Source organism: Pseudomonas sp. Pseusp15 (genome assembly GCF_059492165.1).
Genome location: NZ_CP168523.1, coordinates 4,751,533 through 4,773,601, shown reverse-complemented (window position 1 = coordinate 4,773,601; position 22,069 = coordinate 4,751,533). Strand labels below are relative to the sequence as shown.

18 protein-coding genes and 2 tRNA genes are annotated in these 22,069 nt (G+C 59.9%); 15 read left to right on the top strand and 5 right to left on the bottom strand.

The window, feature by feature from the left end:
• Positions 1–92 precede the first annotated feature (92 nt).
• The 7 genes from hfq (at position 93) to ACEN8R_RS21535 (ending at position 8,731) form a co-directional block, all read left to right on the top strand.
• A complete protein-coding gene (gene hfq, locus ACEN8R_RS21565) occupies positions 93–353 on the top strand; it encodes an RNA chaperone Hfq (RefSeq protein ID WP_007902656.1) in 261 nt (86 codons plus the stop codon).
• Positions 354–365: 12 nt separating this feature from the next.
• On the top strand, positions 366–1,667 hold the full coding sequence (hflX, locus tag ACEN8R_RS21560) for a ribosome rescue GTPase HflX (protein ID WP_007939591.1): 1,302 nt from the start codon (positions 366–368) through the stop codon (positions 1,665–1,667).
• A gap of 96 nt (positions 1,668–1,763) precedes the next feature.
• On the top strand, positions 1,764–2,936 hold the full coding sequence (gene hflK, locus ACEN8R_RS21555) for an FtsH protease activity modulator HflK (RefSeq protein WP_018928501.1): 1,173 nt from the start codon (positions 1,764–1,766) through the stop codon (positions 2,934–2,936).
• Positions 2,936–3,805, top strand: coding sequence for a protease modulator HflC (hflC, locus tag ACEN8R_RS21550; protein ID WP_007939589.1), 870 nt, complete (start codon positions 2,936–2,938; stop codon positions 3,803–3,805). The genes hflK and hflC overlap by 1 nt, the downstream gene beginning before the upstream one ends.
• 318 nt (positions 3,806–4,123) lie before the next feature.
• The gene (locus ACEN8R_RS21545) at positions 4,124–5,311 is read left to right on the top strand and encodes an ATP phosphoribosyltransferase regulatory subunit (RefSeq protein WP_007939588.1); all 1,188 of its coding nucleotides are present in this window, start codon (positions 4,124–4,126) and stop codon (positions 5,309–5,311) included.
• A 54-nt stretch (positions 5,312–5,365) separates the two neighbouring features.
• Positions 5,366–6,658 carry an adenylosuccinate synthase gene (locus ACEN8R_RS21540; RefSeq protein ID WP_018928499.1) on the top strand — a complete coding sequence of 431 codons (1,293 nt, stop codon included), beginning with the start codon at positions 5,366–5,368 and terminating at the stop codon, positions 6,656–6,658.
• A gap of 138 nt (positions 6,659–6,796) precedes the next feature.
• On the top strand, positions 6,797–8,731 hold the full coding sequence (locus ACEN8R_RS21535; RefSeq protein WP_064616021.1) for a methyl-accepting chemotaxis protein: 1,935 nt from the start codon (positions 6,797–6,799) through the stop codon (positions 8,729–8,731).
• 96 nt (positions 8,732–8,827) lie between these two features.
• Here ACEN8R_RS21535 and ACEN8R_RS21530 read toward each other — a convergent pair whose 3' ends face one another.
• From ACEN8R_RS21530 to ACEN8R_RS21510, 5 genes are all read right to left on the bottom strand, one after another.
• Positions 8,828–10,393: an ABC transporter permease gene (locus tag ACEN8R_RS21530; RefSeq protein WP_258613016.1), complete on the bottom strand. Its 1,566-nt coding sequence runs from the start codon at positions 10,391–10,393 to the stop codon at positions 8,828–8,830.
• Positions 10,393–11,403: an extracellular solute-binding protein gene (locus tag ACEN8R_RS21525; protein ID WP_018928496.1), complete on the bottom strand. Its 1,011-nt coding sequence runs from the start codon at positions 11,401–11,403 to the stop codon at positions 10,393–10,395. The genes ACEN8R_RS21530 and ACEN8R_RS21525 overlap by 1 nt, the downstream gene beginning before the upstream one ends.
• Positions 11,404–11,415: 12 nt before the next feature.
• Entirely contained in the window at positions 11,416–11,598 is a 183-nt protein-coding gene (locus ACEN8R_RS21520; protein ID WP_495624354.1) for a hypothetical protein, read from the bottom strand.
• Positions 11,569–11,655 (bottom strand) — tRNA-Leu (locus ACEN8R_RS21515). Before ACEN8R_RS21515 ends, ACEN8R_RS21520 begins: the two co-directional genes overlap by 30 nt.
• A 165-nt stretch (positions 11,656–11,820) precedes the next feature.
• Positions 11,821–11,907, bottom strand: a tRNA-Leu gene (locus tag ACEN8R_RS21510).
• Positions 11,908–12,133: 226 nt separating this feature from the next.
• Here ACEN8R_RS21510 and rnr point away from each other — a divergent pair.
• The 8 genes from rnr to ACEN8R_RS21470 all read left to right on the top strand — a co-directional run bounded on the left by rnr (position 12,134) and on the right by ACEN8R_RS21470 (position 21,937).
• Positions 12,134–14,764 carry a ribonuclease R gene (gene rnr, locus ACEN8R_RS21505; RefSeq protein ID WP_018928495.1) on the top strand — a complete coding sequence of 877 codons (2,631 nt, stop codon included), beginning with the start codon at positions 12,134–12,136 and terminating at the stop codon, positions 14,762–14,764.
• Positions 14,761–15,528: a 23S rRNA (guanosine(2251)-2'-O)-methyltransferase RlmB gene (gene rlmB, locus ACEN8R_RS21500; RefSeq protein ID WP_018928494.1), complete on the top strand. Its 768-nt coding sequence runs from the start codon at positions 14,761–14,763 to the stop codon at positions 15,526–15,528. The genes rnr and rlmB overlap by 4 nt, the downstream gene beginning before the upstream one ends.
• Before the next feature lie 234 nt (positions 15,529–15,762).
• Positions 15,763–16,185 (top strand): 30S ribosomal protein S6, encoded by a 423-nt coding sequence (gene rpsF / locus ACEN8R_RS21495; protein WP_007939579.1) that lies wholly within the window; start codon positions 15,763–15,765, stop codon positions 16,183–16,185.
• Between the two features lie 28 nt (positions 16,186–16,213).
• Positions 16,214–16,444 carry a 30S ribosomal protein S18 gene (rpsR, locus tag ACEN8R_RS21490; protein ID WP_002551829.1) on the top strand — a complete coding sequence of 77 codons (231 nt, stop codon included), beginning with the start codon at positions 16,214–16,216 and terminating at the stop codon, positions 16,442–16,444.
• A 36-nt stretch (positions 16,445–16,480) separates the two neighbouring features.
• Positions 16,481–17,374: a YybS family protein gene (locus ACEN8R_RS21485; RefSeq protein ID WP_019582207.1), complete on the top strand. Its 894-nt coding sequence runs from the start codon at positions 16,481–16,483 to the stop codon at positions 17,372–17,374.
• 19 nt (positions 17,375–17,393) lie between these two features.
• On the top strand, positions 17,394–17,840 hold the full coding sequence (gene rplI, locus ACEN8R_RS21480; RefSeq protein ID WP_007939577.1) for a 50S ribosomal protein L9: 447 nt from the start codon (positions 17,394–17,396) through the stop codon (positions 17,838–17,840).
• A gap of 136 nt (positions 17,841–17,976) precedes the next feature.
• The gene (gene dnaB, locus ACEN8R_RS21475; RefSeq protein ID WP_019650685.1) at positions 17,977–19,374 is read left to right on the top strand and encodes a replicative DNA helicase; all 1,398 of its coding nucleotides are present in this window, start codon (positions 17,977–17,979) and stop codon (positions 19,372–19,374) included.
• A gap of 259 nt (positions 19,375–19,633) precedes the next feature.
• Positions 19,634–21,937: a YgiQ family radical SAM protein gene (locus ACEN8R_RS21470; RefSeq protein ID WP_026286605.1), complete on the top strand. Its 2,304-nt coding sequence runs from the start codon at positions 19,634–19,636 to the stop codon at positions 21,935–21,937.
• The last annotated feature ends 132 nt before the right edge of the window (positions 21,938–22,069 follow it).

The window sequence follows — 22,069 nt, the reverse complement described above, 5'->3', positions numbered from 1 at the left end:
CCTTGCAATTGCCGTCTATCCTTGGGGGTGTGACGGCCCCAAGCCATCTGTTTACCTATTTTTTATATTGAATCCTTAAAGGAGTGCGGCACATGTCAAAAGGGCATTCGCTACAAGACCCTTACTTGAATACTTTACGTAAAGAGAAAGTGGGGGTTTCCATCTACCTGGTCAACGGGATCAAACTGCAAGGCACGATCGAGTCTTTCGACCAGTTCGTTATCCTGCTGAAAAACACCGTCAGCCAGATGGTTTACAAACACGCTATCTCTACAGTGGTGCCAGTTCGTCCAATTCGTCTGCCTAGCGCAACCGAATCCGAAGCAGGCGACGCTGAGCCAGGTAACGCCTGATAGGAGTCTCCTTTGTTCTTTGAGCGCCACGGTGGTGGTGAGCGGGCAATTCTCGTTCACTTGGATGGTCAGGACCCTGAGGCGCGCGAAGATCCGCAGGAGTTTCAGGAGTTGGCAATTTCGGCTGGTGCCGAGACCGTCGCGTTTTTTAACGTGCCGCGTCATCGGCCAACCGCCAAAACCCTGATCAGCAGCGGCAAGGTCGAAGAGTTACGCGACCTGGTCAAAGCCGAACAGGTCGATCTGGTGATTTTCAATCACATCCTCACGCCCAGTCAGGAACGTAACCTCGAACGTATTTTCGAGTGTCGCGTGATCGATCGCACGGGTCTGATTCTCGATATCTTCGCCCAACGCGCCCGCACCCATGAAGGCAAGCTCCAGGTCGAACTGGCCCAGCTTGAGTACATGAGTACGCGTCTGGTTCGTGGCTGGACTCACCTTGAGCGGCAGAAGGGCGGTATCGGCCTGCGCGGGCCGGGTGAAACCCAACTGGAAACCGACCGGCGCCTGTTGCGGATTCGTCTGCGTCAGATCAAGGGGCGCCTGGAAAAGGTCCGCAGCCAGCGCGAGCAGTCTCGTCGCGGGCGCAAGCGTGCTGACATTCCGACGGTTTCACTGGTTGGTTATACCAACGCCGGCAAATCGACGCTGTTCAACTCGGTCACCGATTCCGACGTCTTTGCCGCCAACCAGCTATTCGCGACCCTCGACCCGACCTTGCGCCGACTAGAGCTCGAGGACCTCGGGCCGATCGTGCTGGCCGACACTGTGGGCTTCATTCGTCACCTGCCGCACAAACTGGTCGAGGCATTTCGAGCTACGCTCGAAGAGTCGAGCAACTCCGACCTGCTGCTGCACGTGATCGATGCGCACGAGCCTGATCGTATGGCCCAGATCGAACAGGTCATGGTGGTGCTCGGGGAGATCGGGGCACAAGACTTGCCGATCCTTGAGGTATACAACAAACTCGATTTGCTCGAGGGGGTTGAGCCGCAGATCCAGCGCGATGCCGATGGCAAGCCGCAGCGGGTCTGGTTGTCGGCCAAGGACGGTACCGGCCTGGACTTGCTCAAGCAGGCAGTGGCGGAACTGTTGGGCAGCGATTTGTTTGTTGGCACCTTGCGCTTGCCGCAACGTTTTGCTCGACTGCGTGCGCAGTTTTTCGAACTCGGTGCGGTGCAAAAAGAAGAACACGACGAAGAAGGCATCAGCCTGCTGGCCGTTCGCTTGCCACGGATCGAATTGAATCGACTCGTGAGCCGCGAAGGTCTGCAACCGATGGAATTCATCGAGCAACACACTTTGCAATAAAAGCCTGAGAAAGCGGTTGTGCCGCGGTGACAGGCATTCTGTAGCATTGGTCGGCGCGCCGTGGGTGCGTCTTTGCTTTATCAGATGGAGAGCGCTATGGCTTGGAATGAGCCGGGTGGCAACTCGAATAATCAGGATCCTTGGGGTGGCAAGCGCCGCAATAACGGCGACCGCAAGGGACCACCGGATCTCGACGAGGCCTTCCGAAAGCTGCAGGAAAGCCTGAACGGGTTGTTCGGTGGTGGCAAGAAACGCGGTGATGAGGGTGGTGGTCCGGGCAAGAGTGGCGGCTTTGGTGGTCTGCTCGGCATCGGTCTGACCGTGCTCGCAGCCGTGTGGCTGTACAGCGCTGTCTACGTGGTCGACGAGCAGGAGCAGGCCGTGGTGCTGCGCTTCGGCAAATATTATGAAACCGTCGGCCCGGGCCTGAACATCTATTTCCCGCCGATCGATCGCAAGTACCTGGAAAACGTCACGCGTGAGCGTGCCTATACCAAGCAGGGTCAAATGCTGACTGAAGACGAAAATATCGTCGAAGTGCCGCTGACCGTGCAGTACAAGATCAGCAACCTGCAGGACTTCGTGCTGAACGTCGATCAGCCGGAAACCAGCCTGCAGCATGCGACCGACAGTGCCTTGCGCCACGTGGTGGGTTCTACCGCCATGGACCAGGTGCTGACCGAAGGTCGTGAATTGATGGCCAGCGAAATCAAGGAGCGTCTGCAACGTTTCCTCGATACCTATCGCACCGGTATCACCGTCACTCAGGTCAACGTACAGAGCGCTGCTGCACCGCGTGAAGTCCAGGAAGCCTTCGATGACGTGATCCGCGCCCGTGAAGACGAGCAGCGTTCGCGTAACCAGGCTGAAACCTACGCCAACGGCGTCGTGCCGGAAGCCCGTGGTCAGGCCCAGCGCATCCTCGAGGATGCCAACGGTTACCGCGACGAGACCGTCTCCCGCGCCAAGGGTGAGGCTGACCGCTTCACCAAACTGGTGGCCGAGTACCGCAAGGCGCCTGAAGTTACCCGTCAGCGTCTGTACCTGGACACCATGCAGGAAATCTTCAGCAACACCAGCAAGGTTCTCGTGACCGGCAACAAGAATGGCCAGAGCAATCTGCTGTATCTGCCGCTGGACAAGATGGTCGAGGATGGTCGCCGCACCAGCACTCCGGTGACCGGCGCAGCAGCCAGCAGCAATGAAGTGAATGTGCGTGCGGCGGCTGATCTGCAGCAACAGCAGGCACGTACCAGGGAGAGTCGCTGATGAGCAATAAATCGCTGATCGCCCTTATTGTCGGCGTCGTCGTGGCGATCGTTGCCTGGAACTGCTTCTACATCGTGGCTCAGACCGAGCGTGCGGTGTTGCTGCAGTTCGGTCGCGTGGTCCAGGCCGATGTTCAGCCAGGCCTGCATGTGAAAGTGCCTTACGTTAACAAGGTGCGCATATTCGATGCGCGCCTGATGACGCTGGATGCACCGACACAGCGCTTCCTGACGCTGGAAAAGAAAGCCGTGATGGTCGATGCCTACGCCAAGTGGCGCGTGAAAGATGCCGAGCGCTTCTACACCGCGACTTCCGGCCTCAAGCAGATTGCCGACGAGCGTCTGTCCCGTCGTCTGGAGTCGGGCCTGCGTGACCAGTTCGGTAAACGCACCCTGCACGAAGTGGTATCCGGTGAACGTGATGCGCTGATGGCAGACATCACCGCTTCGCTGAACAAGATGGCGGAAAAAGAGCTGGGCATTGAAGTTGTCGATGTCCGGGTCAAGGCCATCGACCTGCCGAAGGAAGTGAACCGCAGCGTGTTCGAGCGTATGAGCACCGAGCGTGAGCGTGAAGCTCGCGAGCACCGCGCCAAGGGTAACGAGCTGGCCGAAGGCATCCGTGCCGACGCCGACCGTCAACGCCGCGTGCTGCTGGCTGAAGCCTATCGTGAATCCGAAGAGGTTCGCGGTGATGGTGATGCCCAGGCTGCTGCGATCTACTCCAAGGCATACGGCCAGGATCAGGAGTTCTACGCGTTCTACCGTAGCCTGCGTGCCTACCGTGAAAGCTTCGCGAACAAATCCGACGTCATGGTCCTGGACCCGAGCAGTGACTTCTTCCGTTACCTGGAAAAAGCCAAGCCTTGATACGACGTTGACCTGAATCATCCCCCCGCCTGGCGGCTAAAGCCTCGGGCGGGGTGATCCTTTGGGAAAACGTGTGTATGATGCGGCAGCCGGGAAATTCCCGGCTTTTTTGCGTCTGCACGTTTGATTGCTGTTTTTATGCAGGCGCCCGAGTTGAATGACTCGACAGGTTTTTCGAGGAAAGTGGTTGGCGAAGCCGGTTCCAGGCTTTTCGCCACGTTGTTCATGCGCGGGGTTTATGCACATGAGCCGATCATTTTCTGCTTCACTCAAGGCTCGCCCAAAGGCTTGCTGCCCGGATCATAGGGGAATGGCGTAATGGCAACGGTAGACCGCTGGCTGCTGCCAGATGGCATCGAAGAAGTACTGCCACCGGAGGCTGCGCGCATCGAAGTTGCGCGTCGCCAGGTGTTGGATCTGTTCCAGAGCTGGGGTTACGAGTTTGTCGTGACTCCCCATATCGAGTACCTGGAATCCCTGCTGACCGGCGCAGGCCAGGACCTCGATCTGCGCACCTTCAAGGTCATCGACCCGCAGTCGGGCCGGCAGATGGGTTTCCGTGCCGACATCACGCCGCAAGTGGCGCGCATCGATGCGCACACCCTGCGTCGCGAAGGCCCGAGCCGTCTGTGCTATGCCGGTAGCGTGCTGCATGCTCAGCCACGTGCGTTGTCGTCCTCGCGCAGCCCGATTCAACTGGGCGCCGAGTTGTACGGCGATGCCAGCCCGAGCAGCGACGTGGAAGTCATCAGCCTGATGCTGGCCATGCTGCAACTGGCCGATGTGCCGGATGTGCACATGGACCTCGGGCATGTCGGCATCTACCGCGGCCTGGCCCGCGCCGCCGGTTTGTCCGGCGAAGTCGAGCAACAGTTGTTCGATGCATTGCAACGTAAAGCCATCGACGAGGTCATTACCTTGACCGAAGGCCTGCCTGCCGATCTGTCGGGCATGCTGCGAGCGCTGGTCGACCTGTGTGGCGGTCGTGAAGTGTTGAGCGCTGCCCGCGAGCGTCTGGCCAATGCGCCGGCGCCTGTTCTGGCGGCCCTGGACGATTTGCTGGCGATTGCCGAGCGTCTGTCCACGCGTTTCCCGGAGTTACCGCTGTACTTCGACCTGGGCGAATTGCGCGGCTACCACTACCACACCGGTGTGGTGTTCGCCGTGTTCGTGCCGGGTGTTGGCCAGTCCATCGCTCAGGGCGGTCGTTACGACGATATCGGTGCCGACTTCGGTCGCGCCCGTCCGGCGACAGGCTTCTCCACCGATTTGAAAACCCTGGTGACCCTGGGGCGTGCTGAGATCGAGCTACCGTCTGGCGGTATCTGGATGCCTGACAGTACGGATGCAGCACTCTGGCAGCAGGTTTGCCAGTTGCGCAGTGAGGGTCAGCGTGTCGTTCAGGCATTGCCTGGGCAGCCTTTGGCCGCCGCCCGTGAAGCGGACTGCGACCGGCAATTGATTCAGCAGAACGGGCTTTGGCAAGTATCGCCACTGGCTTCTTGAGTTTTCCTGCCGGCCGCCGCCGGCACCAAGTTTGCGCGAATGAGGACAAGTGTTATGGGTAAGAATGTCGTAGTCCTGGGCACCCAATGGGGTGATGAGGGCAAAGGCAAGATCGTTGATCTGCTGACCGAACATGCTGCCGCCGTAGTGCGCTACCAAGGTGGCCACAACGCTGGTCACACTCTGGTGATCGACGGCGAAAAAACCGTCTTGCACCTGATCCCGTCTGGCGTGCTGCGCGAAGGCGTGCAGTGCCTGATCGGTAACGGCGTGGTGGTTGCACCCGACGCCCTGCTGCGGGAAATCAACAAGCTGGAAGAGAAAGGCGTACCGGTGCGCGAGCGCCTGCGTATCAGCCCGTCCTGCCCGCTGATCCTGTCCTACCACGTAGCACTGGACCAGGCCCGTGAAAAGGCCCGTGGCGAGCTGAAGATCGGCACCACCGGTCGCGGCATCGGCCCGGCTTACGAAGACAAGGTTGCCCGTCGCGGTCTGCGCATCGGTGATCTGTTCCACCGTGAGCGTTTCGCCGCCAAGCTGGGCGAGTTGCTGGATTACCACAACTTCGTACTGGTCAATTACTACAAAGAGCCAGCGATCGACTTCCAGAAGACACTCGACGAGTGCATGGAATACGCCGAGCTGCTCAAGCCGATGATGCTCGACGTCACCGCAGAGCTGCACAACCTGCGTCGTGCCGGCAAGGACATCATGTTCGAAGGCGCCCAGGGCTCCCTGCTGGACATCGACCACGGCACCTACCCGTACGTCACCAGCTCCAACACCACTGCTGGCGGCATCGCTACCGGTTCGGGTGTTGGTCCGATGTTCCTGGACTACATCCTCGGCATCACCAAGGCTTACACCACGCGCGTCGGCTCCGGTCCGTTCCCGACTGAGCTGTTCGACGACGTTGGTGCGTTCCTGGCCAAGCGTGGCCACGAGTTCGGCGCCACCACTGGCCGTGCCCGTCGTTGCGGCTGGTTCGATGCCGTGATCCTGCGTCGCGCTATCGATGTGAACAGCATCTCGGGCCTGTGCCTGACCAAGCTGGACGTGCTGGACGGTCTGGAAACCATCAACATCTGCGTAGGCTACAAGAACGAAGATGGTGCAGTGATCGACGCACCGACCGACGCCGACAGCTACATCGGCCTGGAGCCGGTGTACGAGCAGATGCCGGGCTGGAGCGAGTCGACCCTGGGTGCCAAGACCCTGGAGGAGCTGCCTCAGGCTGCGCGCAACTACATCAAGCGCATCGAAGAGTTGGTCGGCGCGCCGATCGACATTATTTCGACGGGCCCGGACCGCAACGAAACTATCGTTCTGCGTCACCCGTTCGCTTAATAAGTCGTTGATGTAAAACACAAAGGCCCCTTAATCGGGGCCTTTGTCGTTTATGCCTGTTGGACGGCATGACCTTTGCTGTGAATATTGCCTTCAGAATGCCATCAATTTAATGGCGTTAGAGTAGAGGGATTTCCTGTGTCGGCCGTTCTCTCACTGTTACAAAGCCGTTTGTTGCGGCCCGTGTTCGTTACCCTTGGTATCGCCCTTTTGGTGCAGGTGCTGGTGGCTGTCGCTCTGACCCGGAGCACGGTGACTGCGCTGGAAACCGATCTGGGCGTGCGCTTGGGCTCCGATAGCCAAAAGCTCTCCGGTGAGCTGGAGCAGGCGGGGCGTGAAGTCACGTCGAGCCTGGATAACCTGTCCAGCAATACCCGTCAGCGCCTGACCGCTGGGCTGTCTTCACGTTTGAAAGACGAGCAGGCTCAACTGCGTACGACGCTGGAGAAGGACCTGAAGGACTCGGCCAATGACATGGCGCAACTTCTGGCGTCGGTCGCACCCCGCGCCATGTGGGACAGCGACATTCCCACCCTGTCCGAATTCGCTCGCCGCGCCCAGCGCAATCCCAACGTGTTGTTCGTGGTCTATGACGACGCCACGGGCCAGCACCTGACGCGCTATCTCAACCGGGAGAACGCGATCAACAAGGCGCTTCTGGAGAAAGGCCAGGGCGAGCGGGCGTTGGACAAGGTGCTGGACGCAGCGAAGAGCGATCCGTCGGTCTACTACCTCGAAGCCTCGATCAGTCCCAATGGCGTGGAAATCGGCAAAGTCTTGATGGGGGTCTCAACTGCCTCTGTGGAAACCGATCTGGCGGCGCTGGACAAGCGCTTCTCGGCGCTGATCGCCAGCAGCGATCAATTGGTGGGTGACAGCCTCAAAGGTGCGGCGGCCGACAGCGCAACGGCGATGCGCGGACGTCTGCAATCGGCGCAGTCCACTGCTTCTGAAATGAAAGCCAACACCACGGGCGCCGTACAGGAAGCCGCAGGGGCTTTGCGCTGGCGCATCGGCATGGGCCTGGCGGTGGTGGGTTTCGGTGTGCTGCTGTTACTGGCGGTGGTGCTGGGGCGTCGAGTGGTCAATCGCCTGAAAATGCTCATTGTCGCGATGGATGACTTGGCGGCAGGCGAGGGCGACCTGACCAAGCGCGTGCAGATCAACAGCCAGGACGAGATCGGCGACATGGCCTCGGCGGTCAATCGCTTTGTGGATAAATTACAGCCGATCGTGCGTGAGGCGGGTGATGTGGCCCAGCGTACCGGTGTGGAAATCGGCGCCATGACTTTGCGTAATGCTGGTGCCGATGCGGCGGCTGGCATGCAGCGCGATGAAGTGGCCGAAAGCCTGCGCGCGTTGTCGCAAATGGCTGACGAGGCTCAGTCTGAAAGCCACGCCATGCAGGCCGCTTTGCAGCAGGTGGTGGGCATTCGTCAGGCCACGGATGAGAACACCCGGACTTCGGCGAAGGTCGGTAGTCTCATCGAGGCATTGGCCGGACAGGTCGACACCGGCGCGAAAGTCATCGAGCGTCTGGCGCAGCAGAGTGAGCAGATTGAAGTGGTGCTGACGGTGATTCACGGGATCGCCGAACAAACCAACTTGCTGGCGCTGAACGCGGCCATTGAAGCTGCGCGTGCCGGCGAGACCGGTCGCGGGTTTGCTGTGGTGGCGGACGAGGTGCGGGCGCTGGCGAGCAAGACCCAGAGCTCCACCGGTGACATTCAGGCGCACATCGTTGCACTGCAGCAGGGCGCGCGTGAGGCCGTCGCGGCAATCGGGCAGGCTGGGCGTCAGGCCAGCGAAGGTCTGCTGGTGTTGCGCGATAGCGCGCGGTTGCAACAGTCGGTGCAGGCGTCGGTCGAGCAGGTGCATGCGGCGATCGGCCTGGCGACCCAGGCCGCGGCGCATCAGGCGCAAGGTGCGCAGGCTGTGCGTGGGCGGGTTGAGACCATCCATGCTCAAGCTGAGAAAGCAGCTCAGGCGGTCGTGGAGACCACGGCCAGCGGCAAGGTGCTGGATGGGTTGGCGGCGCAGCTGAAGGCGAGCCTGGGGCAGTTCAGGGCTTAGGTTTCTCGTTCGCAGGTCTGGTGCCTTCGCGGGCAAGCCTCGCTCCTACAAGGGCTACGTAATCCTTGTAGGGGCGAGGCTTGCCCGCGAAGCTTTTCAACGACTCAAATACATCCGCGTCGTCAGCAGATACACAGGCAACCCCGACACCACAATCAACAACGCCGCATAAGGCGCCGCCGCCGCGAACTCCACATTCGCGGTATGCGCCCAGACTTCCGTCGCCAATGTATTGAGCCCGGTCGGGCTCAGCAGCAGCGTCGCCGTCAGTTCCTTCATCGCATCCAGAAACACCAGCGCAAACGCAGCACCCAGGGCGGGAAAGATGATGGGCAGGGTCACCCGACAAAACGCGCTGAAAGACGACGCCCCCAGCGTGCGTGCGGCCTCTTCCAGTTGCGGCGCAGCCTTGTTCAGGGCTGTACGAATCGGTGCCTGCGCCAGTGGCAGAAACAACAGCGCATAGGCTATCAGCAGCAACGCCGAGGTCTGGTACAGCACTGGCACATAATGCAGGGCGAAATACACCAGGGTCAGCGCAATCACCAATCCCGGCAGTGCATGCAGCAGATACGGCAAGCGCTCGGCCCAGATTGCCAGTCGGCCTTTATGGCGCACCACCAGCAACCCCACCGGCACCGCCAGCACCAGGCACAGCGCAGCGCCACCGAGCGACAGCGCCAGCGACGAGAGCAATGCCTCGCTGATCGCGGCCACCGGGAACGCTGCCGACGAACCCACCATCAGCCAGTACGCCAGCATTCCCAGTGGAATGCCGCTGCCGATGATCGCCAGCAGCAAGCAGTAAAGTTGTCCCACAGCCGCCCACGGCCCGAGCCGAACCTGCTCCGCATGCCGAGCAGCGCCCTGGCCGGTGCGTACGTGACGGCCTTTGCCGCGCACGCGTAACTCAAGCCATAGCAGCACCAGGCACAGCGCCAGCAACACCGCAGAAAGCATCGCTGCATTGGCGTTGCTGAATTCCAGTTCGAACTGCTGATAGATCGCCGTGGTAAAGGTTTGCAGGCCGATGATCGACAGCGCGCCGAACTCCACCAGCATGTGCAGCGCAATCAACAGTGAACCGGCCAGCAGTGACGGCCAGAGCAGGGGTAGGGTGATTTTGAAGAATACACCCCAACGATTCTGCCCCAGGGTGCGGGCAGACTCTTCAAGAGAGGGGTCGAGATTGCGCAGCGTTGCCGCGACCGGCAGAAAGATCAGCGGGTACTTGGACAGCGTCATCACCAGAATCGCCCCGCCCAGCCCTTCGAAGTGAGCACTCAGGGATACCCAGGTGAAGCTGCTGACAAATGCCGGCACCGCGAACGGCAGGCACAGGATCACGCCCCATAATCGCCGTCCCGGCAGATTGCTGCGCTCCAGCAGCCAGGCGAGTGACAAGCCAATCACACCGCAGGCCAATGTGACGCCCAGCATCAGCGCCAGGGTATTGCGCAGCAGGCCAAACACGTAGGGCCGCCACAGCAGATGCAGTGCCTCGGCCCAGCCGGCTTGCCAGGTTTTGAGGCCGACATAGGCCAGCGGCAACAGGCTGAGTACCACCAGCAGCAGAACCGGTAGCAGTAGCCAGATCGACGGCCGCTTGCGCCTTGGCATGTAACCCCCATGCGAAGCGGGGGCGGATAACGAGGCGCTCATCAGTTCAAGCCAACGTCACGTTCCAGGTCCAGGGCTTCTTCGGCGTTGCCGAGATCGGCTGGCGTGACGTTCGGCGCTTGCAGTTCGCTGAACGGCTTGAGACCGCGATCCGATTCCATGCCCTTGTGCAGCGGGTATTCAGCGGTGGTCTGGGTGATCACACGCTGACCTTCTTCGCTGGCCATGTAGGCGAGCAATTGCTGGGCTTCTTTTGGATGTTTGCTGGATTTCAGTACGCCAGCGCTGGAGACGGTGATCAGTCCGCCGACGTCGCCACCGGTGAAGTAATGCAGCTTCGAGTCGAGTTGGCCTTTTTCACGCTGCAAGGCGAACCAGTAATAGTTGTTCACCAGCACGGTGGCGACTTCGCCATTTTCCACGGCTTTCAGCGCAACCATGTTGTTGCTGTAGGTCTTGCCGAACGCACGCAGGCCGGTCAGCCACTCTTCGGCGGCGTCCATCCCGTGGACCTTGATAATCGCCACCGCCTGTTCCTGGAAGGCGCCGCTGCTAGGCACGAAGCCGACCTTGCCTTGCCATTTTGGATCGGAGAATTCCATCACGGACTTGGGCAGGTCTTTTTCGTCGATCAGTTTAGGGTTGAAGGCGACGACCCGGACCCGCGCGGTGATGCCGATCCAGGTGCCATTGCCGGCAACGTAGTCCTTGGGCAGGACTTCAAGTGTGGCGGCATCGGCTTTCGCCAGCAGGCCTTGTTCGCCGAGCTTGTTCAGCGGTGGCGATTCTTCGGTGTAGATCACATCGGCAGGGGAGCGATCGCCTTCTTCGACGATCTGGCTGGCGAGTTGGTTGCTGCTGCCCTTGCGCACATTGACGTGAATCCCGGTCTTGGCTTCGAAGGCTTTGGCGACGGCGTCGCCGACTTCCTTGTGTTGACCGTTATAGAGTGTCAGGGAAACCGGATCGGCGGCTTGGGTGAGGGGCGTGGCGAGTGTCAGGCCGAGGAGGGTGATGGTCAGGCCGCGGCGCAGGGTATTTCGAAGCATCATTCGCAGGGTTCCTCACTGTCGCATTGCAAAAACTTGAAACAATGATAAACGATATTGCTTCTCAAGTGCGCCTTGCTGGGCGGCTATGGCTTCAAAGGCCAGAAACGCAAAAACCCGCTTTCGCGGGTTTTTGTGAAATTCAAGATCGTGACCTTGAATTTGAATTGGTGCCCAGAAGAAGACTCGAACTTCCACGACCTTGCGGTCACCAGCACCTGAAGCTGGCGTGTCTACCAATTTCACCATCTGGGCATGATCTTCAGCGTTGCCGCCGTTGATGTGGCGCACTATACGGAGAGCATTTTGATCTGTAAACCCCTGATTTAATTTTAATAATTCAGAAGCCTGGAATGCAAAAACCCGCTTTCGCGGGTTTTTGTGTGAGCCTTGAAATTGATCTAATCTCAAGCTCGAAATTGGTGCCCAGAAGAAGACTCGAACTTCCACGACCTTGCGGTCACCAGCACCTGAAGCTGGCGTGTCTACCAATTTCACCATCTGGGCAGTATCGGCAGCGCTAGTGCGTCGTCGATGGCGCGCACTATACGGAGCGTCTTTTTAACTGTAAACCCCTGTCATCAAAAAAACCTGGAAAATTTTACCGGCGGCATTCAAATCAGCTTCGCGGTGTCGATAAAGGGCTTTAGATGGGCTGTCATAGCCTGAAATTTCCCGTTTCATTACGCCTATGCCAAACTAACCCGCATATAGACAAGGTGAAAACTCTCTAATGGCCGATTGGCAGTCCCTCGATCCCGAGGCCGCTCGTGAAGCGGAAAAATATGAAAACCCTATTCCTAGCCGCGAACTGATCCTTCAGCACCTTGCTGATCGAGGTTCGCCTGCTAACCGCGAGCAGCTGGTCGAAGAGTTTGGTCTGACCACAGAAGACCAGATCGAAGCCCTGCGCCGCCGCCTGCGCGCCATGGAGCGCGACGCTCAACTCATCTACACCCGTCGCGGCACTTATGCGCCGGTGGACAAGCTCGACCTGATCCTGGGCCGCATCAGCGGTCACCGTGACGGTTTCGGCTTCCTGGTCCCGGACGACGGCAGTGACGACCTGTTCATGAGCCCGGCGCAAATGCGCCTGGTGTTCGATGGCGACCGTGCTCTGGCACGTGTTTCCGGCCTCGACCGTCGCGGTCGCCGCGAAGGCATGATTGTCGAAGTGGTGTCCCGTGCCCACGAGAGCATCGTCGGTCGTTACTTCGAGGAGGGCGGTATCGGTTTCGTCGTCGCAGACAATCCGAAGATCCAGCAAGAAGTGCTGGTGACGCCAGGTCGCAATGCCAATGCGCAGATCGGTCAGTTCGTTGAAGTGAAGATCACTCACTGGCCGACGCCACGCTTCCAGCCGCAAGGCGACGTGGTCGAGGTGGTGGGCAACTACATGGCACCGGGCATGGAAATCGATGTTGCCCTGCGCACCTACGATATTCCGCACGTCTGGCCTGAAGCGGTCTTGAAAGAAGCCGCCAAGCTCAAGCCCGAAGTCGAAGAGAAAGACAAAGAGAAGCGCATCGACCTGCGTCATCTGCCGTTCGTGACCATCGACGGTGAAGATGCGCGCGACTTCGATGACGCGGTCTACTGCGAAGCCAAACCGGGCAAGCTGCGCCTGTTCTCCGGTGGCTGGAAGTTGTACGTGGCGATTGCCGACGTTTCCAGCTACGTGAAAATCGGTTCGGCGCTGGATAACGAATCCCAGGTTCGCGGCAACTCGGTGTACTTCCCCGAGCGCGTGGTGCCGATGCTGCCTGAGCAGTTGTCCAACGGCCTGTGCTCGCTGAACCCGCACGTCGATCGCCTGGCCATGGTTTGCGAGATGACCATCTCCAAATCCGGCGAAATGACCGACTACTGCTTCTACGAAGCGGTGATTCACTCCCATGCCCGCCTGACCTACAACAAGGTCAGCGCCATGCTGGAAACGCCGAAAGCCACCGAAGCGCGTCAGCTTCGTGGTGAATACACCGACGTTCTGCCGCACCTCAAGCAGCTGTATGCGCTGTACAAGGTTCTGCTGGCGGCTCGTCACGTGCGCGGCGCGATCGATTTCGAAACCCAGGAAACCCGGATCATCTTCGGTTCCGAGCGCAAGATTGCCGAAATCCGTCCGACCGTTCGCAACGATGCTCACAAGCTGATTGAGGAATGCATGCTGGCGGCCAACGTGGCCACCGCCGAATTCCTGAAGAAGCACGAAATCCCTGCGTTGTATCGTGTCCACGACGGCCCGCCGCCGGAGCGTCTGGAAAAACTGCGCGCCTTCCTCGGCGAGCTCGGCCTGTCCCTGCACAAAGGCAAGGACGGTCCGTCGCCGAAGGATTACCAGGCTTTGCTCGCGGGCATCAAGGATCGTCCGGATTTCCACCTGATCCAGACCGTCATGCTGCGTTCGTTGAGCCAAGCGGTGTACAGCGCCGATAACCAGGGCCACTTCGGCCTGAATTACGAAGCCTATACCCACTTCACTTCGCCTATTCGCCGCTACCCGGACTTGCTCACGCACCGGGCGATTCGCAGCGTCATCCATTCGAAAATGGACACCCCGCACGTTCGCCGTGCCGGCGCGATGACCATTCCGAAGGCGCGGATCTATCCGTACGACGAAGCGACCCTGGAGCAGCTCGGCGAGCAGTGCTCGATGAGCGAGCGCCGTGCCGACGAAGCCACTCGCGACGTAGTGAACTGGCTCAAGTGCGAGTTCATGAAAGACCGTGTGGGCGAATCGTTCCCGGGGGTGATCACCGCCGTGACCGGTTTCGGCCTGTTCGTCGAACTGACCGATATTTACGTCGAAGGCCTGGTGCACGTCACCGCGCTACCGGGTGACTACTACCACTTCGATCCTGTGCACCATCGCCTCGCCGGTGAGCGTACCGGTCGTAGCTTCCGCTTGGGCGACACCGTTGAAGTGCGCGTCATGCGCGTCGACCTCGACGAGCGCAAGATCGACTTCGAGATGGCCGAAAAAACCATCAGCGCACCGATCGGTCGCAAAAAGCGCGGCACTGAAACCGCAGCGCCTGCTATCAAAACAGCTGCCGAGCCGGTACTGGCCAAGGCCGGGCGTCGTCCTGCCAAGGAAAAGGCCGTCGAAGCCTATCGTCCGAGCGATGCGGCGGCAAAAAATGCCGAGTTGCGCAAAAGTCGTGAAATGAAACAGGCATTGCTGTCTGAAGCGAAAAGCGGCGGTAAAGCGGCGTCTGGGGGAAAGACCGGGCGGTCGGCGCCTGACAAGGCCTCCGGCGGCAAGCCAGCCAAACCGAGCAAACACCGTAAAGGCCCGCCAAAAGCGGGTTCCGCTCCAGCCGCCAGAAGCGGCGGGGCGCGTAAACCTAAGGCCAAGTCATGAGTCAGTTGGAAAAGATCTACGGCGTGCACGCAGTAGAAGCGTTGCTGCGTCACCACCCAAAACGCGTCAAGCAAATCTGGCTGGCTGAAGGCCGCAGCGATCCGCGCGTTCAGACGCTGATCGAACTCGCTGCCGAAAATCGCGTGGCCGTCGGTCAGGCAGAGCGTCGCGAGCTGGACGCCTGGGTTGAAGGCGTGCACCAGGGCGTGGTGGCGGACGTGAGCCCGAGCCAGGTCTGGGGCGAGGCCATGCTCGACGAGCTGCTCGATCGCACCGAAGGCGCGCCTTTGCTGCTGGTGCTCGACGGCGTGACCGATCCGCACAACCTCGGCGCTTGCCTGCGTTCGGCCGATGCGGCCGGCGCGCTGGCGGTGATCGTGCCGAAGGACAAATCAGCCACGCTGACCCCGACGGTTCGAAAAGTTGCTTGTGGCGCGGCGGAAGTGATTCCGTTGGTCGCCGTGACCAACCTGGCGCGCACCCTGGAAAAACTCAAGCAGCGCGGCTTGTGGGTCGTCGGTACGGCGGGCGAGGCTGAACAGGATCTGTATCAGCAGGACCTGACGGGCCCGACCATCCTGATCATGGGTGCCGAAGGTAGCGGCATGCGCCGCCTGACTCGCGACCTTTGCGACTATTTGGTGCGCCTGCCGATGGCTGGCAGCGTCAGCAGCCTCAACGTGTCCGTCGCCACCGGCGTCTGCCTGTTCGAAGCGCTGCGCCAGCGTGGCGTCAAAGCCGCCGGGACCGCCAAAAAGTCCTGAGACTCCTCTGCAGGAGTCGCCGCAGGCGGCTCCTGCAAGTGTTCGGCTTTCCAGTCGAAGTGATTGTTCAAATAATCACCAATTGCCTTGCACCTCCCTCGACCCTTCTCTACAATTGCGCCCCTTGCTGTGACGGCAGGCACGCATGTGTCTATCGCAAGCAAGTCCATAAGTGTCATTCACTCCTTGTCTGACCGCTTTTGAGCGGCAGGCTACAACCCGTAAGGAGCATTCATGCGTCATTACGAAATCATCTTTTTGGTCCACCCGGATCAAAGCGAGCAAGTCGGCGGCATGGTTGAGCGTTACACCAAGCTGATCGAAGAAGACGGCGGCAAAATCCACCGTCTGGAAGATTGGGGCCGTCGTCAACTGGCCTACGCAATCAACAATGTTCACAAGGCTCACTACGTGATGCTGAACGTTGAGTGCACTGGCAAGGCCCTGGCCGAGCTGGAAGACAACTTCCGCTACAACGATGCAGTGATCCGTAACCTGGTCATCCGTCGCGAAGAAGCCGTTACCGGCCAATCCGAGATGCTCAAGGCTGAAGAAAACCGCAGTGAGCGCCGTGAGCGTCGCGACCGTCCTGAGCACTCCGACGCTGAAGGCGTTGACAGTGATGACAGCGACAACAGCGATAACGCTGACGAGTAATCCACGGACCTTTTGAGGAGCCTATTACATGGCACGTTTCTTCCGTCGTCGTAAATTCTGCCGCTTCACCGCTGAAGACGTGAAAGAGATCGATTACAAAGATCTCAACACTCTGAAAGCTTACGTATCCGAGACCGGCAAAATCGTTCCAAGCCGCATCACCGGTACCAAAGCACGTTATCAGCGTCAGCTGGCCACCGCTATCAAGCGCGCCCGCTTCCTGGCCCTGCTGGCCTACACCGACAGCCACGGCCGCTGAGACCGGGCAGTCGACACGTAGCAAAGGATTGAATGCATGCGCGCCTTAGCTGAGTTCATCATGCGCGGCCGTATGCAGGCCACTCTGGTAGTGGCCGGATGCGCAACATTGCCGTTGTTGTATTGGTTGGGTGCTGCCGCTGGATGCCTTGTGCTCCTGCGGCGCGGATTGAAGGACGCCGTTGGCGTACTTGCTCTGGGACTGCTGCCGGCGTTGATCTGGTGGCTTTTCTTCGATGATCCACGGGCACTTCTGGTGCTGCTGGGGTCTTCGAGCCTTGCGTTGGTTTTGCGCGCAAGCGAGTCCTGGAACCGCGTGCTGCTGGTCAGCATAGCGATGGGATTGGTGTTTTCAGTGGTGCTGGGGGCGGCTTTTGCGCCCCAGATCGAGATGCTGGCGCAGGCTTTGATAAAAGTCATGCCGTCGCTACTCGGTGAGGTCTACCAGCAATTGTCGGTAGACGAGCAAGCGCGCTTTGCGTCCCTGATTGCACCGGTCCTGACTGGCCTGATTGCGGCGTTGTTGCAAATCGTCAGTGTGCTGAGCCTGATTGTCGGGCGCTACTGGCAGGCGTTGTTGTACAACCCGGGTGGTTTTGGTCGCGAGTTTCGCGCCATCCGAATCCCGCTGGGACCGGCGATGTTGCTGCTGGCGTTAATGCTTCTGGGGCCAAATCTTGGCCCGCAGATGGCCATGTTGACGCCGTTGTGCAGCGTACCGCTGGTGTTCGCCGGGCTGGCCCTGATTCACGGGCTGGTGGCGCAAAAGCGACTGGCCAAGTTCTGGCTGGTGGGGTTGTACGTCACGCTGTTGCTGTTCATGCAGCTGATCTATCCGTTGCTGGTGGTTCTGGCCATCGTCGACAGCCTGATTGATTTTCGCGGTCGTTCGGCACCGAAAGATGCCGATAGCGCGAACGGTGAAGGTTAAAAGTTAAGAGGATTTTCACATGCAACTGATCCTTCTGGAAAAAGTCACCAACCTGGGCAACCTGGGTGACAAAGTGAACGTTAAGGCTGGTTACGGTCGTAACTACCTGCTGCCATACGGCAAAGCTACCGCTGCGACCCCAGCCAACCTGGCTGCGTTCGAAGAGCGTCGCGCTGAGCTGGAAAAAGCCGCAGCAGACCGTAAAGCATCGGCTGAAAGCCGCGCCGCCCAACTGGCTGAGCTGGAAGTGACTATCACTGCCACCGCCGGTGACGAAGGCAAGCTGTTCGGTTCGATCGGCACCCACGACATCGCTGATGCACTGACCGCCTCTGGCGTTGAAGTTGCAAAAAGCGAAGTTCGTCTGCCGAACGGCACTATCCGCAACGTAGGCGAATTCGACGTAGCCGTGCACCTGCACGCCGAAGTTGAAGCCACCGTACGCGTTGTCGTGGTAGCAGCTTAAGCAGCACTTGTCGGCTGGCACCCTCGGGTGCTTGCCGGTAACATCGGGCACGATCCTGTTTACAGGTCGTGCCCTTTGTCTTTCTGCAGTTCCTGATTTTCACAACCTCTGCTTCTCCTGAATAAACCAAGTGGCCATGAACGATATCTCCGCTCCCGAGCAATACGATCTGCAAACCGCTGCCCTGAAGGTGCCGCCGCATTCCATCGAGGCCGAACAGGCCGTGCTCGGTGGGTTGATGCTGGACAACAACGCCTGGGAACGCGTGCTCGATCAAGTCTCCGACGGCGATTTCTATCGGCATGACCACCGCCTGATCTTCCGGGCCATCGCCAAACTGGCGGACCAGAACCAGCCAATCGACGTCGTGACCCTGGCCGAGCAATTGGACAAGGAAGGTCAGACGTCCCAGGTCGGCGGTCTCGGTTACCTTGGCGAACTGGCAAAAAACACGCCGTCCGTCGCCAACATCAAGGCCTATGCCCAGATCGTTCGCGAGCGGGCAACCCTGCGCCAGTTGATCGGCATCAGTACCGAAATCGCCGACAGCGCTTTCAACCCTGAAGGCCGCACCGCCGCCGAGATTCTCGACGAGGCCGAACGGCAGATCTTCCAGATTGCCGAGGCTCGTCCGAAAACCGGCGGCCCGGTCAGCGTCAACGACCTGCTGACCAAGGCCATCGACCGCATCGACACCTTGTTCAACACCGACAACTCGATCACCGGCCTGTCCACCGGTTACACCGACCTCGACGAGAAGACCAGTGGCCTGCAACCGGCCGACCTGATCATCGTCGCCGGCCGTCCGTCCATGGGTAAAACCACCTTTGCGATGAACCTGGTGGAAAACGCCGTGCTGCGCAGCGAGAAGGCTGTCCTGGTTTACTCCCTCGAGATGCCAGGCGAATCGCTGATCATGCGTATGCTGTCGTCCCTCGGTCGTATCGACCAGACCAAGGTCCGGGCCGGTCGCCTGGAAGACGACGACTGGCCACGCCTGACGTCGGCGGTCAACCTGCTCAATGATCGCAAGTTGTTCATCGACGACACGGCGGGTATCAGCCCCTCGGAAATGCGCGCCCGGACCCGTCGTCTGGTGCGTGAGCACGGTGAGATCGGTCTGATCATGATCGACTACCTGCAACTGATGCAGATCCCGGGGTCCAGTGGTGACAACCGGACCAACGAGATTTCCGAGATCTCCCGGTCCCTGAAAGCCCTGGCCAAGGAATTCAACTGCCCGGTGGTGGCACTGTCCCAGCTCAACCGTTCCCTGGAACAACGCCCGAACAAGCGCCCGGTGAACTCCGACTTGCGGGAATCGGGAGCGATCGAGCAGGACGCCGACGTGATCATGTTCGTTTACCGGGACGAGGTGTATCACCCGGAAACCGAACACAAAGGCATTGCCGAAATCATCATCGGCAAGCAGCGGAACGGCCCGATCGGCTTTATCCGCCTGGCCTTCATCGGCAAATACACCCGATTTGAAAACCTGGCGCCGGGTAGCTACAACTTCGACGACGATGAATAACCTGCGCGGGGACTTTGTGGCGAGGGAGCTTGCTCCCGCCGGGTTGCGTAGCAACCCCAAAACCTGAGTCATCCTGTTTCAGGTGCACCGTATTTGCATATGTTGCGACTGCTTCGCAGTCGAGCGGGAGCTAGCTCCCTCGCCACAGGGGTTGCGTATATCGCTCGCTGATTTCCGACCATAGCCGTCGGAATTGGTCAAAATTTGTGCTATATTCCGCGCCCGCGAAATTCAATGAAAGCCAACACCGGTTATCGACATGCAAGCAGCCAAGCCGTTATTTGACTATCCCAAGTACTGGGCCGAATGTTTCGGGCCAGCGCCATTCCTGCCCATGAGCAGGGAGGAGATGGATCAGCTCGGCTGGGATTCCTGCGACATCATCATCGTCACCGGTGATGCCTACGTCGACCATCCGTCGTTCGGCATGGCGATCATCGGCCGGCTGCTGGAGGCCCAGGGCTTCCGCGTCGGGATCATCGCGCAGCCGAACTGGCAGTCCAAAGACGACTTCATGAAGCTCGGCGAGCCGAACCTGTTTTTCGGTGTCGCGGCCGGCAACATGGACTCGATGATCAACCGTTATACCGCCGACAAGAAAATCCGTTCCGACGACGCCTACACTCCCGGTGGCCTGGCAGGCAAACGTCCGGACCGCGCGAGCCTGGTTTACAGCCAGCGCTGCAAGGAAGCCTACAAGCACGTGCCGATTGTGCTCGGCGGCATCGAAGCCTCCCTGCGCCGCATCGCCCACTACGATTACTGGCAGGATCGGGTGCGTAACTCGATCCTGATCGACGCCTGCGCCGACATCCTGCTCTACGGCAACGCCGAGCGTGCGATCGTCGAAGTCGCCCAGCGCCTGTCCTACGGCCACAAGATCGAAGACATCACCGATGTGCGCGGCACCGCGTTCATCCGCCGTGATACGCCGCAAGGCTGGTACGAAGTCGATTCCACGCGCATCGACCGTCCGGGCAAGATCGACAAGATCATCAACCCGTACGTCAACACCCAGGACACCGCCGCCTGCGCCATCGAGCAGGAAAAGGGGCCGGTTGAAGACCCTGGCGAGGCTAAGGTCGTACAGATCCTGGCCAGCCCGAAAATGACTCGCGACAAGACCGTCATTCGTCTGCCGTCGGTTGAAAAAGTCCGTGGCGATGCGGTGCTTTACGCTCACGCCAACCGCGTGCTGCACCTGGAAACCAATCCGGGCAACGCCCGCGCTCTGGTGCAAAAGCACGGCGAGGTAGACGTCTGGTTCAACCCGCCGCCGATTCCGATGACCACCGAAGAAATGGACTACGTGTTCGGCATGCCTTACGCGCGCGTTCCGCACCCGGCGTACGGCAAGGAAAAGATCCCGGCCTACGAGATGATTCGTTTCTCGGTGAACATCATGCGTGGCTGCTTCGGCGGCTGCACCTTCTGCTCGATCACCGAGCACGAAGGCCGGATCATCCAGAACCGTTCCGAAGAGTCGATCATTCGCGAAATCGAAGAGATCCGCGACAAGGTTCCGGGTTTCACCGGCGTCATTTCCGACCTCGGCGGCCCGACCGCGAACATGTACCGCATCGCCTGCAAGACCCCGGAAATCGAATCCGCGTGCCGCAAGCCTTCATGCGTGTTCCCAGGCATTTGCCCGAACCTCAACACCGATCACTCGTCGCTGATCCAGCTCTATCGTAGCGCCCGGGCCTTGCCGGGCGTGAAGAAGATCCTGATCGCCTCCGGCTTGCGCTACGACCTCGCGGTCGAGTCGCCGGAGTACGTCAAGGAGCTGGTGACCCACCACGTCGGTGGTTACCTGAAGATCGCCCCGGAACACACCGAGGAAGGTCCGCTCAACCAGATGATGAAACCGGGCATCGGCAGCTATGACAAGTTCAAGCGCATGTTCGAGAAGTACACCAAGGAAGCCGGGAAAGAGCAGTACCTGATTCCGTACTTCATCGCCGCTCACCCGGGCACCACCGACGAAGACATGATGAATCTGGCCCTGTGGCTCAAGGGCAACGGTTTCCGTGCCGACCAGGTGCAGGCGTTCTACCCGTCGCCGATGGCCACCGCCACCGCGATGTACCACTCGGGCAAGAACCCGCTGCGCAAGGTCACTTACAAGAGCGACGGCGTGACTATCGTCAAGAGCGAAGAGCAGCGTCGCCTGCACAAAGCGTTCTTGCGTTATCACGACCCGAAAGGCTGGCCGATGCTGCGTGAAGCGCTGACCCGCATGGGCCGCGCCGACCTGATCGGGCCGGGCAAGAACCAGTTGATCCCGTTGCATCAGCCAGCGACCGACAGCTATCAGAGCGCCCGTCGCAAGAACTCGACGCCGGCTGGCAGCCACAAAGTGGCCAAGGAAACGACCACCAAGATCCTGACCCAGCACACCGGCCTGCCACCGCGTGCCAGCGATGGCGGTAACCCGTGGGACAAGCGTGAACAGGCCAAGGCGGCGGCATTCGCCCGCAACCAGCAGGCAGCCAAGGAGCGCAAGGACGCGGCTAAAGGCAAGGGGCCGAAGCCTGCGCGCAAGCCGGTCGTGCCGCGCTAAACGTCGCTTGAGCTGAACAGAACGCCAACCTCCGGGTTGGCGTTCTGCGTTTCAGGAACAACGAATCTCATTGTGGCGAGGGAGCTTGCTCCCGTTCGGCTGCGAAGCAGTCGTCAGCTTTTTAGGGCCGCT